Raw genomic sequence first — 12,016 nt, 5'->3', positions numbered from 1 at the left:
CGGATCTCCGGATGGTGGGGATCCCCATGTGCGGGCGACAAGGAGTGGCATGCTCGGCTTCGGTAACCAGGGCCTCAATGTGCTGGTGCTGCGTGACGCGGAGGAGCTGGGCCATGTCCTGAGGCGGGCGCTGGCCACCGCCGACGAGGTCGAGCGCCCGGGCCTGGAGCGCGCGGTCGCCCTCGTCAACGAGCAGGCCGCGCTGACGGAGGCCGAACTGCGGGTGCGCTGGGTGCGGCGCGCGCTGGCCGGGTCGGGCGTCGACGAGCAGACCGACCAGGTCTCGGTGGTCCGGGCGCTGCGCAAGGCGGAACCGGAACTGGGGCTGGCCGCGGCGGTGCGGCTCGCGAACGAGGCGTACGGCCGGGCGGAGGAGAGCGTCTGCGGGCACTGAGCCGCGTCGGCGTCTGCGCGCGGCCGCCCGGCCTCAGCGCCCGCCAGCGGACAGCCGCCCCCGGCGCCCGCCAGCGGACCGCCGTCTCCGGCGCCCCGCAGACCGTCGACTCCGGCACCCGCCCGCGGACCGTCGGCCCCAGCGTCCCCCGGCGGACCGCCGGTCTATAGCCGGGCGCCCACGCGCGTGCCCCGCCGTTCCCGCACCGCGCCCTCGTGGCTTCCGCATATAGTCATGCACGGCCCCGGGTGCGTGAATATCCGCGCCGGGGCGGGGCACGCTGGGGCAGGAGGACGCCATGGGTACGGAGTACGAGCCGACTGCCGCCGCGGACAGCGCCGCACGCCTCCAGAAGCTGTTCGAGGGGCACCGGCTCACCCCGACGCAGCGGCGCATCGCGCACTGCATGGTGCGGCGCGCGGCGGACGCGCCGTTCCTGTCCAGCGTCGAACTCGCGGAGCTGGCGGGTGTCAGCCAGCCCTCCGTGACCCGGTTCGCGGTCGCCCTCGGCTTCGACGGCTACCCCGCGCTGCGCAAGCACCTGCGGGACGTCACGCCCGCCTCGCCCGCCCCAGGTGGTGCGTACAACGAGTACCAGCAGGCGGTGCACGCGGAGATCGACAACCTGCGCCATCTGGCCGCGTTGCTGGCCGACCCCGCTCCCGTGGTCCGGGCCGGACGGCTCCTCGCCGCGTCCCGGCCGCTGCCCGTCCTGGGCCTGCGCGCGGCGACGGCCCAGGCGAGCGGGTTCACGTACTTCGCGCGCAAGGTGCACCCCGACGTCCGGTTGCTGGACGAGGGTGGCACCCTGCTGGCCGACCGCGTCGACGCGGCACTCCACGCGGGTGCCACGGCCCTGCTCTGCTTCGCGCTCCCGCGCCACCCGCGCGAGGTGGTCGAGGCGCTGGAGTACGCCAAGGGCGCGGGCCTGACCGTGGTGACGGTCGCCGACAGCGCCTTCGCCCCGGTGGCCCGGCACAGCGACCTGCTGCTGCCCGCCGCGGTCGGCACGGGCCTGGCCTTCGACACGGCGTGCGCGCCGATGCTGCTGGGGCGGGTCCTGCTGGAGGCGATGTGCGACGCGCTGCCGGACGCGCAGGCGCGCCTGGAGGAGTTCGACGCGAAGGCGGCGGCGCGGGGGCTGTTCGCGGAGTGACCACGGAGCGTCACCCGTATGGGGCAACCTTCCTAGAGGGAAGGCTCCTGTCTGGCCCCGCGGGCTACGCTCGGACGCATGACCGCTGCCGAGGACTACGACCACCTTCGCCACCTGCTGGACAAGCTTTCGCCGGCGAAGCTCCGGCACCTGCGTGCGATCGCGGACGCGGATCCGGAGCTCGCCGACTTCACGGAGGAGGACGAGCTGCCACCGGTGATGGAGCGTCCGGGCTTCGCAGCCTTCGTTGGCATGGGCAGATCCGGCCACTCCGACACCGCGCGCAGGCACCGTGAACTGATCCAGGAGTGGAGCGACGAGGGTCGATGAGGAGCCTCTTACTGGACACGGGCGTCCTCTACGCGATCGCTGACGACGGCGATGACGATCACCGGCGGTGTTGGGACTTCGTTGCAGCCTGGCGGGGGCGACTACTCGTGCCCGCTCCCGTCGTGGCCGAGACCGCGTGGTTGATCGAGCGCCGTTTGGGCCCGGAGCACGAAGGCATCTTCGTTGATCTCATCGCTGGCGGCCAGCTAGGGGCGGTCGATCTCGAAGTGCAGGACTACGTCCGCATCGCCGAACTCATCCGCAAGTACGCCGACTTTCCCCTCGGCACGGTGGACGCCTCCGTTGTCGCCGTCGCGGAGCGGCTTCGCCTGACCGAGATCGCCACCATCGATCACCGGCACTTCTCGGCCGTCCAGCCGAACCACGTCGGGTCCTTCACCCTCCTGCCCTGAGGGCCCTCAGGTCCCTCCGCCCAGCCCCGTCAGCGCGCCCGCGTGCGCGCCCGCGCTCTCCGCCACGATCTCCTCCACCGTCTGCGGGCTGCGCACCGTCGCGAAGCGCACGCTCCCGTCATCCGCCGTGGCGAAGCCGTAGACCCCCGGGCGCGGCAGGCTGTTGTACGAGAAGTGGTGCGAGAAGTAGTACGCGCCCGTGTCCAGCAGGGCTGCCAGGTCGCCCGCCGCCAGCCGGGGGAGTCGGCGGCCGACCGCGATCAGGTCGCCCGCGAAGCAGCACGGGCCCGCGATGTCCTGCACGGTCTCCGTGGCCGGCGGCTTCGGGCGGCCCTCGGCGTCGTACGCCGCCACCCGCAGCGGCCAGGACTCCGGGGCGAACACCGTCCGTACGGCCAGTTGGGCGCCCGCGTGTGTGATCGCGATCGCGCGGCCGCCCGCCGACTTGGCGTACTCCACGCGGGCCAGCACCGTGCCGGACTTGGCGACCAGGGAGCGGCCGAACTCCGTCACCAGGGCGTAGCGGCCGTCGAAGAGCCCGGGGACGGCGGCGCGCAGGGCGCGGGCGTAGTCGCGGTAGGCCGGGGTCACCTCGTCCGAGGCGAAGTTGACGGGGAGTCCGCCGCCGATGTCGAGGGTGTCGACCTGGCGGCGGCCGACCGCCCGGTTGATCTCCTCCGCCAGCTCGTACGTGGCCCGTACCCCCGCGGCCATCAGCTCCAGCGAACACCCCTGGGAGCCGACGTGGGCGTGCAGCCGGGTCAGCCACGGCCGGTCGGCGAAGGCGCGCACGACCCAGTCCCGCGCTCCTTCGTCGCGTACCCCGACCCCGAACTTCGAGGTCGCGGTGGCGGTGCTCATGGCGTCGATGGCCCCGCCGCCGAGCTGCGGATTGACACGGAGGCCGATCGGGGAGCGGGGCACGTGGCCCGGGGCGGTGGCGACCAGCGCGTCGAGCCGGGCCAGCTCCTGGGGGTTGTCGGCGTTGACGGCGATGCCGAGCGCGAGGGCCTCGGCGAGTTCGCCGGGGGTCTTGGCGGGTGAGTCCAGCACGATGCGGTCCGCGCCCACCCCCGCCGCGCGGGCCAGCGCCAGCTCCCCCGGGCTCGCGACCTCGCAGCCCAGCCCCTCGTCCGCGAGGAGTCGGAGGACCGGGACGAGGGCGGCGGCCTTGACGGCGAACGCGTGCAGTACGGCGCTGCCGGGCGCGGTGACCTCGGCGAACGCGGTGCGCAGGGCGCCCGCGGCGGCCCGGATGCCCGTGACGTCCAGCAGGCCGATGACCGGCCGGTCGGGCCCGATCAGCCCGTGCGCCACGGCGGCGCGGATGGCGCGCTCGCGCCGCGCGGCCGCGGCGAGGCTCCCCGCCGCGTCGGCTGCCCCGGCCGCCTCCGGCCGTACAACTGCCCCCGCCGGTTCCCACTGCGGATCGGTGGTCATGACCCCAGACAACCACCCGAACCCGTTCCGGCGCGCCCGTTCCGGCCCTGTTGACTAGAGGTATTCACGAGCGACAAGATGTGAATAACTTGATCCAGGTCGAATCAGTCGAATCAGCAGGGAGGCACGTCCCATGTCAGGACCGCGACCCGTGCGGGCGCCGCGCGGTACGGAGCTGAGCACTCAGGGGTGGCAGCAGGAAGCCGCCCTGCGGATGCTGCAGAACAACCTCGACCCGGAGGTCGCCGAGCACCCCGACAAGCTCGTCGTCTACGGCGGCACCGGCAAGGCGGCCCGGGACTGGCGCTCCTTCGACGCGATGGTGCGCACCCTGAAGACCCTCAAGCAGGACGAGACGATGCTCGTCCAGTCGGGTCGTCCGGTCGGCGTGATGCAGACCCACGAGTGGGCGCCGCGCGTGCTCATCGCCAACTCCAACCTCGTCGGCGACTGGGCCAACTGGGAGGAGTTCCGCCGTCTGGAGCAGCTGGGCCTGACCATGTACGGCCAGATGACCGCGGGCTCGTGGATCTACATCGGCACCCAGGGCATCCTCCAGGGCACGTACGAGACCTTCGCCGCCGTCGCCGCGAAGAAGTTCAACGGCACCCTGGCCGGGACCATCACCCTGACCGCCGGCCTCGGCGGCATGGGCGGCGCCCAGCCGCTCGCGGTCACCATGAACGACGGCGTGGCGATCTGCATCGACTGCGACCCGCGCGCCATCGAGCGCCGTATCGAGCACCGCTACCTGGACGTGCGGGCGGACTCGCTGGACCACGCCCTGCGGCTGGCCGTCGAGGCGCGCGACGCCCGCCGCCCGCTGTCCATCGGCGTCCTCGGCAACGCCGCCGACCTCGTCCCGCAGCTGCTCGCGATGGGCGCGCCGATCGACATCGTGACGGACCAGACCAGCGCCCACGACCCGCTGTCCTACCTGCCGCTCGGCATGGCCTTCGAGGACATGGCCTCGTACGCGGCCGAGAAGCCGGCCGATTTCACCCAGCGGGCCCGCGAGTCCATGGCCCGCCATGTGGCGGCGATGGTCGGGTTCATGGACGCCGGTGCCGAGGTCTTCGACTACGGCAACTCCATCCGCGGCGAGGCCAAGCTCGCGGGCTACGAGCGCGCCTTCGCCTTCCCCGGTTTCGTCCCCGCCTACATCCGGCCGCTGTTCTGCGAGGGCAAGGGCCCGTTCCGCTGGGCGGCCCTCTCCGGCGACCCGCAGGACATCGCGAAGACCGACCGCGCGATCCTCGACCTCTTCCCGGAGAACGAGTCCCTGGCCCGCTGGATCAAGCTGGCGGGGGAGCGGGTGCACTTCCAGGGCCTGCCCGCCCGCATCTGCTGGCTCGGCTACGGGGAGCGGGACCGCGCGGGCGAGCGCTTCAACGACATGGTGGCGAGCGGCGAGCTGGCCGCCCCGCTGGCCATCGGCCGCGACCACCTCGACTGCGGCTCCGTGGCGTCCCCGTACCGGGAGACCGAGGCGATGCTCGACGGCTCCGACGCGATCGCCGACTGGCCGCTGCTCAACGCCATGGTCAACGTCGCCTCCGGCGCGTCGTGGGTCTCCCTCCACCACGGCGGCGGTGTGGGCATGGGCCGCTCCATCCACGCGGGGCAGGTCACGGTCGCGGACGGGACGAAGCTGGGGGGCGAGAAGATCCGCCGCGTGCTGACGAACGACCCGGGGATGGGCGTGATCCGGCATGTCGATGCCGGGTACGACATCGCGGAGTCCGTCGCGGACGAGCGAGGCGTCCGCATCCCCATGCGCGAGGGTGACGATTCGTGACCGAGGAGTCTGTCCCACCGTCCTTCCACGAGATGTGGGCCGACCTGCTGCCCATCGGGCGGAGCCCGGAAAGCGGGGGGTACCGCCGGTACGCGTGGACGGCGGCCGACGCCGACTGCCGCGAGTGGTTCAAGGCGCACGCCGAAGCCCGCGGGCTCGCCTACGAGGTCGACCGCAACGGCAACCAGTGGGCCTGGCTCGGTGACCCCGCCGCCGGGGACGCCGTCGTCACCGGCTCGCACCTGGACTCCGTCCCGGACGGCGGTGCCTTCGACGGCCCCCTCGGCGTCGTGTCGTCCTTCGCCGCGCTCGACGAACTCCGCGCCCGCCAGGCCCGGCCGACCCGGCCGCTGGCCGTCGTCAACTTCGGCGACGAGGAAGGCGCCCGCTTCGGCCTGGCCTGCGTCGGCTCCCGGCTCGCCGCCGGGCAGCTGACCGTCGAGGCCGCCCACCGGCTGCGGGACGCCGACGGGACCAGCCTTCCCCAGGCGATGGAGCGCGCCGGGTACGACCCCGAGGCCATCGGCCCCGACCCCGAACGGCTCGCCCGCATCGGCGCGTTCGTCGAGCTCCACGTGGAGCAGGGCCGGGCCCTCGACCTGTCCGGCGACCCGGTCGGTATCGCCTCCGCCATCTGGCCGCACGGCCGCTGGCGGTTCGATTTCCACGGTGAGGCCAACCACGCGGGCACCACCCGCCTGGAGGACCGCCGCGACCCGATGCTGACCTACGCCAACACCGTGCTCGCCGCGCGCAAGAAGGCCCGGCTCGCCGGCGCCCTGGCGACCTTCGGCAAGGTCAGCGTCGAACCGAACGGCGTCAACGCCATCCCCTCCCTGGTCCGCGGCTGGCTGGATTCCCGCGCCGCCGACCAGGAGACCCTGGACGCCGTCGTCGCCGAGATCGAACGGGCGGCGGCCGAGCGCGGCGAGCGCGACGGCGTGGACGTGACCGTCACCCGGGAGTCGTTCACTCCCGTGGTCGAGTTCGGGCACGCCCTGCGCGACCGGCTCTCCGGCCTGCTGGGCGACGTCCCCGTGCTGCCCACCGGCGCGGGACACGACGCCGGAATCCTGTCCGGTTCCGTGCCCACTGCCATGCTGTTCGTACGGAACCCCACGGGCGTCTCGCACTCGCCCGCCGAGACGGCGGCCGAGGACGACTGCCTCGCCGGGGTGACCGCACTCGCCGACGTACTGGAGGGCCTCGCGTGTCGCTGACACCGCAGACCTACTGGTTGGAGCACGCCCTCCTCGGCCCCTCCCGGGCGGGCGGGGCCGGGGCCGCGGTCGCCCCGCCCGGCCCGGGCGGCGCCGACCGCGGCCCCGGCCACGCCGAGCCCGGCGGCCTGAGCCGTGTCGAGGCCGGCGTGGTCGTCGAGACCGGCGCCGACGGCCGCATCGCGGCCGTGCAGACCGGGGTGGCCGCCCCGCCCACCGGCGCCGTCAGCCTCCCCGGCCTCACCGTCCCCGGCCTGGCCAACGCCCACTCGCACGCCTTCCACCGGGCCCTGCGCGGCACCGTCCAGGCCGATGCCGCCCAGGCCCTCACCGGCGTCGGCGCCCCCTCGCGGGCAGGGGGCGGGACGGCTACAGGCGGGGCGACGACAGGCGTGGCGACCGCAGACGCGGCGGCCACCGGCGGGACGGCACCCGACGGCGGCGGGCGGGCGCCGGACTCGTTCTGGACCTGGCGCGAGGTGATGTACGCGGTCGCCGACCGGCTCACCCCCGAGAACTACTTCTTCCTGGCCCGCGCGGTGTACGCCGAGATGGCCCTGGCGGGCATCACCTGCGTCGGCGAGTTCCACTACGTCCACCACGCCCCCGGTGGCATCCGCTACGACGACCCCAACGCCATGGGCGAGGCCCTGATCGAGGCCGCCGCCGAGGCCGGCATCCGCATCACCCTCCTCGACACCGCCTACCTCTCCGCCGGCTTCGGCCGACCGCCCACCGTCCCCCAGCTCCGCTTCAGCGACGGCACCGCGGACCGCTGGGCGGAGCGCGCCGCCGCGCTCGCCGACCGCCCGCACGCCCGGATCGGCGCGGCCATCCACTCCGTGCGCGCCGTGCCCGCGGCCCAGCTGTCCACCGTCGCCCGGTGGGCCGCCGACCGGGGCGCCCCGCTGCACGTCCACCTCTCCGAGCAGACCGCGGAGAACGAGGCGTGCCTCGCCGCGCACGGCCGCACCCCGACGCGCCTCCTGGCCGACCACGGGGTGCTCGGCCCCCGTACCACCGCCGTCCACGCCACCCACCTCACCGCGGAGGACATCGAGCTCCTGGGCGGCAGCGGCACCGGTGTGTGCATGTGCCCGACCACCGAGCGCGACCTGGCCGACGGCATAGGCCCGGCCGTCCGGGTGCAGGCCGCCGGCAGCCCGCTGAGCCTGGGCAGCGACAGCCACGCGGTCATCGACCTGTTTGAAGAGGCCCGCGCCATGGAACTCGACGAGCGTCTGCGGACCCGCACGCGCGGCCACTGGACGGCGACCCAGCTGCTGCGCGCCGCCACCGCCGACGGGCACGCCGCGCTCGGCTGGGACGCCGCCGGGCGGCTGGAGACCGGCGCCCTCGCCGACTTCACCACCATCACGCTGAGCTCGGTACGCACCGCGGGCCCGCCGCCCCGGCTGGGCGCCGAGACGGCCGTATTCGCGGCGACCGGCGCCGATGTGCGGCACACGGTGGTCGGTGGCCGCCACATCGTGCGCGACGGCCGCCATCAGCTTGTGCCGGATGTCCCGAAAGCCCTGTCCGAGACCATCGACGCGCTGCGCGGTTGACCGGCGCGCGGCAGGCCCGGCCGAACAAGGAGAGCACCCCCGCGATGACCCCCCAGCCCCATCCGCACACGCACACCCCCCTGGCCGCGCCCGCCGCGCCCACCGGCCCCGCGCCCACGCAGACGACCGCCATCACCCACATCGCCGGACTCGTCACCAACGACCCCTCCCTCGGTGAAGGCCCCCTCGGTCTGATCCAGGACGCCGCGGTCGTCATCGACGGCGGCCGCATCGCCTGGGTCGGTCCGTCAAGCAAAGCACCCAGTACTGACAACCGGGTCGACGCGGCGGGCCGGACCGTGCTCCCCGGCTTCGTCGACTCCCACTCCCACCTGGTCTTCGCGGGCGACCGCACCGAGGAGTTCAACGCCCGCATGTCGGGCCTCCCGTACAGCGCGGGCGGCATCCGCACGACCGTCGCCGCCACCCGCGCCGCCTCCCGCAACACCCTGCACGCGGGCGTCGGCCGGTACGTCGCCGAGGCGCGCCGCCAGGGCACCACCACCATCGAGATCAAGTCCGGCTACGGCCTCACCGTCGAGGACGAGGCCCGCGCCCTGGAGATCGCCGCCGCCCACACCGACGAGGTCACCTTCCTCGGCGCGCACATCGTCGCGCCCGAGTTCGCCGACCGCCCGGACGCCTACGTCGAGCTGGTCACCGGCCCGATGCTCGATGCCTGCGCCCCGTACGCCCGTTGGATCGACGTCTTCTGCGAACAGGGCGCCTTCGACGGCGACCAGGCCCGCACGGTCCTCACGGCGGGCGCGGCCCGCGGCCTGACCCCGCGGGTCCACGCCAACCAGCTCTCCCAGGGCCCCGGCGTCCAGCTCGCCGTCGAACTCGGCGCCGCCTCCGCCGACCACTGCACGCATCTCTCCGACGCCGACGTCGACGCCCTGGCGAACGGCGACACGGTCGCCACGCTGCTGCCCGGCGCCGAGTTCTCCACCCGCTCCCCGTACCCCGACGCGCGCCGCCTGCTGGACGCGGGCGCCACCGTCGCGCTCTCGCCCGACTGCAACCCCGGCTCGTCCTTCACCAGTTCCATGCCGTTCTGCATCGCCCTGGCCGTCCGCGACATGGGGATGACCCCGGACGAGGCGGTGTGGGCGGCCACGGCGGGCGGTGCCGCGGCCCTGCGCCGCACCGACGTCGGCCGGATCACCCCGGGCGCCCGCGCCGACCTCACCCTCCTCGACGCCCCCTCCCACGTCCACCTCGCCTACCGCCCCGGCGTCCCGCTGGCCTCCGCCGTCTGGAAGGACGGCGAACTGGCCGAATAGCGGCGGCACATACGGATAAGGGCCCGTCCCAGAACACCCGGGGCGGGCCCTTACACGTCTGCCACGGCAGCGAACAGCAGCGACCGAGCAGCGACTACTCCTCGACCATCAGCCCCTTGCGGAGCCGTCCGAGCGTGCGGGAGAGCAGCCGGGAGACATGCATCTGCGAAATGCCCAGCTCCTCACCGATCTCCGACTGGGTCATGTTCGCCACGAACCGAAGCGAGAGGATCCTGCGGTCGCGTGACGGTAGCTCAGCGATCAGCGGCTTGAGGGACTCGACGTACTCGATGCCCTCCAGGCCGTGGTCCTCGTAACCGATACGGTCCGCCAGCGCGCCCTCGGTCTCGTCCTCCTCGGGCTGGGCGTCCAGCGAGCTCGCGGTGTACGCGTTGCTCGCGGCCATGCCCTCCACCACCTCGTCGCGGGTGATGCCGAGGCGCTCGGACAGTTCGCCGACGGTCGGCGCGCGGTCCAGCCGCTGGGCCAGCTCGTCACCGGCCTTGGCCAGGTCCAGCCGCAGCTCCTGCAGCCGCCTGGGTACCCGCACGGACCAACTGGTGTCGCGGAAGAACCGCTTGATCTCGCCGACGATGGTCGGCATCGCGAAGGTGGGGAACTCGACGCCTCGGCTCAGTTCGAAGCGGTCGATGGCCTTGATCAGGCCGATGGTGCCGACCTGGACGATGTCCTCCATCGGCTCGCTGCGGGAGCGGAACCGGGACGCGGCGAACTTCACCAGCGCCAGATTGAGTTCGACCAGGGTGTTGCGGACGTACGCGTATTCGTGCGTCCCCTCCTCCAGCGACTCCAGCCGCTCGAAGAGTGTTTTGGACAGGGCCCTCGCATCCACCGGGCCCACCTCTTCGAAGGGCGGGATCTCGGGCAGGTCCTCGAACAGCTCGGGGCGCCCGGACAGGGTGGGTTCCTCGTGCGAGGGGGTCGACGATCCGGTGTCCTGGGGATAGGAGCGGGCTTCGTCGAGCTGGGGTGACATGGGTGTCTCCTCCATCATTCTCGGCATATGGCTGCCGAAGCCATGACGTCTTTCCTGCGGTGAGCGGCGCCTCCAAAGCCGGCCGTGGTCGGATGTGTCTCTACTACGCCTACCGGGTTCGCGTGCGACGTGGCAAGTGCCAGATGTCCGTATTTGGTGATGGATGTGAATTGTTCGGCTACCGCACGGCGTACGGAAGGCGTAATGTTCGAAGCGCGCGATCGAAAGCCACGAGACGCCAGAAGAGGTGCGCACATGGACCGCGGGATGGTCGGCAGCACAAGCAAAGGCCGGCTCCAGGTCGAGGTTCGGCACCACGGAGCGAGCGCGGTCGTGACCCCGGTGGGTGAGCTCGATCACCACACCGCCGAGCTGCTGCGCGAACCGCTGGAGAAGAGCGTCGAGGACGGGCTGGTGCGCCTGGTCGTCGACTGCTCACGGCTCGATTTCTGCGATTCCACCGGCCTCAATGTCCTGCTCGGGGCCCGCCTGAAGGCGGAGGCCGAGGGTGGCGGCGTGCATCTGGCCGGGATGCGGCCCGTAGTGGCCCGGGTGTTCGAGATCACGGGAGCCGAAGCCGTTTTCACCGTGCATGACACTCTCGACGCGGCGCTGTCCGCCGACTGAGATGTGACTGGGCGCACGCGTTGCCTCCGTCACATGACCCAGACCGAAGAAGTGGGTGTTCTCACGCTTTGGCCGGGCAGGAGACAGCTGAATCTGTTGATACGCGTCAGATGTTCCTTGTCCCTGAATGTCTTTGAATCGGTGAATCGGTGAGGTGAAGCGCTGATGAGCACCACCCGGCCGTACCCACCGGGCGAGCGTGGCCCGGAGTCGGATGGCGCTGCCGCCAGGCCGGTCGCGCCGCAGGCCGGCCAGGTCCGCAGGCTCCAGCTGACCGACGCCAGCGGCGCGGTGCCGCGCGCCCGCGACTTCGCCCGCCAGGCGCTGCGGGACTGGGGCTGGCTGCCCGCCGCGACCGCCGATCAGCGCGCCGCCGCCGAGGACGTCCTGCTGGTCGTCTCCGAGCTGGTCACCAACGCGTGCCTGCACGCGGACGGCCCGGAGGAGCTCCGGGTCGGCTGCCACGGCAAGGTGCTGCGCCTGGAGGTCGTCGACCACGGCTCCGGTACGCCCGCGCCCCGCAACCCGCACCGCGCCGGCCGCCCCGGCGGGCACGGCATGTTCATCGTGCAGCGGCTCTGCCTCGACTGGGGCGTCGTACGGAGCGCCGACGGCAGGGGCAAGACGGTCTGGGCGGAGCTGGCCGGCCCGTCCTGACGCCGGGCCCGTCCTGACGCCGGGCCGCTCTGAGCCGGCCCATCCGGCGCCGGCCCGTCCTGACGCCGGGGTGTTCTGACTCCGTACCGCCCCCCTTTCCGTTCCGTTCCCCTCCGCCATTCCCGCGCCG

Annotated in this window: 12 protein-coding genes; 10 read left to right on the top strand and 2 right to left on the bottom strand. The window is 73.1% G+C overall.

Features of this window, described 5'->3' with window-relative positions:
- Positions 1 to 49: 49 nt before the first annotated feature.
- From Q3Y56_RS13195 to Q3Y56_RS13180, 4 genes are all read left to right on the top strand, one after another.
- The gene (locus Q3Y56_RS13195) at positions 50 to 394 is read left to right on the top strand and encodes a hypothetical protein (protein WP_304462125.1); all 345 of its coding nucleotides are present in this window, start codon (positions 50 to 52) and stop codon (positions 392 to 394) included.
- Positions 395 to 692: 298 nt separating this feature from the next.
- Positions 693 to 1,550, top strand: a complete 858-nt coding sequence (locus Q3Y56_RS13190; protein ID WP_304462124.1) for a MurR/RpiR family transcriptional regulator — start codon at positions 693 to 695, stop codon at positions 1,548 to 1,550.
- A gap of 78 nt (positions 1,551 to 1,628) precedes the next feature.
- Positions 1,629 to 1,880, top strand: a complete 252-nt coding sequence (locus Q3Y56_RS13185; RefSeq protein WP_304462123.1) for a hypothetical protein — start codon at positions 1,629 to 1,631, stop codon at positions 1,878 to 1,880.
- Positions 1,877 to 2,293 (top strand): type II toxin-antitoxin system VapC family toxin, encoded by a 417-nt coding sequence (locus Q3Y56_RS13180; protein WP_304462122.1) that lies wholly within the window; start codon positions 1,877 to 1,879, stop codon positions 2,291 to 2,293. Before Q3Y56_RS13185 ends, Q3Y56_RS13180 begins: the two co-directional genes overlap by 4 nt.
- Before the next feature lie 6 nt (positions 2,294 to 2,299).
- Here Q3Y56_RS13180 and Q3Y56_RS13175 read toward each other — a convergent pair whose 3' ends face one another.
- The gene (locus Q3Y56_RS13175; RefSeq protein WP_304462121.1) at positions 2,300 to 3,733 is read right to left on the bottom strand and encodes a diaminopimelate decarboxylase; all 1,434 of its coding nucleotides are present in this window, start codon (positions 3,731 to 3,733) and stop codon (positions 2,300 to 2,302) included.
- 133 nt (positions 3,734 to 3,866) lie between these two features.
- Between Q3Y56_RS13175 and hutU the strand changes: the two genes are divergently transcribed.
- From hutU to hutI, 4 genes are all read left to right on the top strand, one after another.
- Positions 3,867 to 5,531 carry a urocanate hydratase gene (gene hutU / locus Q3Y56_RS13170; RefSeq protein WP_304462120.1) on the top strand — a complete coding sequence of 555 codons (1,665 nt, stop codon included), beginning with the start codon at positions 3,867 to 3,869 and terminating at the stop codon, positions 5,529 to 5,531.
- A gap of 32 nt (positions 5,532 to 5,563) precedes the next feature.
- Complete coding sequence (locus tag Q3Y56_RS13165) at positions 5,564 to 6,751, top strand: allantoate amidohydrolase (RefSeq protein ID WP_304465586.1); 1,188 nt, start codon at positions 5,564 to 5,566, stop codon at positions 6,749 to 6,751.
- Positions 6,752 to 6,900: 149 nt separating this feature from the next.
- Positions 6,901 to 8,319, top strand: a complete 1,419-nt coding sequence (locus Q3Y56_RS13160) for a formimidoylglutamate deiminase (RefSeq protein WP_304465585.1) — start codon at positions 6,901 to 6,903, stop codon at positions 8,317 to 8,319.
- A gap of 44 nt (positions 8,320 to 8,363) precedes the next feature.
- A complete protein-coding gene (gene hutI / locus Q3Y56_RS13155) occupies positions 8,364 to 9,605 on the top strand; it encodes an imidazolonepropionase (RefSeq protein ID WP_304462119.1) in 1,242 nt (413 codons plus the stop codon).
- Between the two features lie 94 nt (positions 9,606 to 9,699).
- On the opposite strand, the gene Q3Y56_RS13150 is transcribed toward hutI, so the two are convergent.
- Positions 9,700 to 10,602: an RNA polymerase sigma factor SigF gene (locus tag Q3Y56_RS13150; RefSeq protein WP_304462118.1), complete on the bottom strand. Its 903-nt coding sequence runs from the start codon at positions 10,600 to 10,602 to the stop codon at positions 9,700 to 9,702.
- A 255-nt stretch (positions 10,603 to 10,857) separates the two neighbouring features.
- Between Q3Y56_RS13150 and Q3Y56_RS13145 the strand changes: the two genes are divergently transcribed.
- Entirely contained in the window at positions 10,858 to 11,229 is a 372-nt protein-coding gene (locus Q3Y56_RS13145) for an STAS domain-containing protein (protein ID WP_304462117.1), read from the top strand.
- 165 nt (positions 11,230 to 11,394) lie between these two features.
- On the top strand, positions 11,395 to 11,886 hold the full coding sequence (locus Q3Y56_RS13140) for an ATP-binding protein (protein WP_304462116.1): 492 nt from the start codon (positions 11,395 to 11,397) through the stop codon (positions 11,884 to 11,886).
- The last annotated feature ends 130 nt before the right edge of the window (positions 11,887 to 12,016 follow it).

This window comes from Streptomyces sp. XD-27, from assembly GCF_030553055.1.
GTDB lineage: Bacteria > Actinomycetota > Actinomycetes > Streptomycetales > Streptomycetaceae > Streptomyces.
This window is presented reverse-complemented; position numbering and strand designations above follow the sequence as displayed.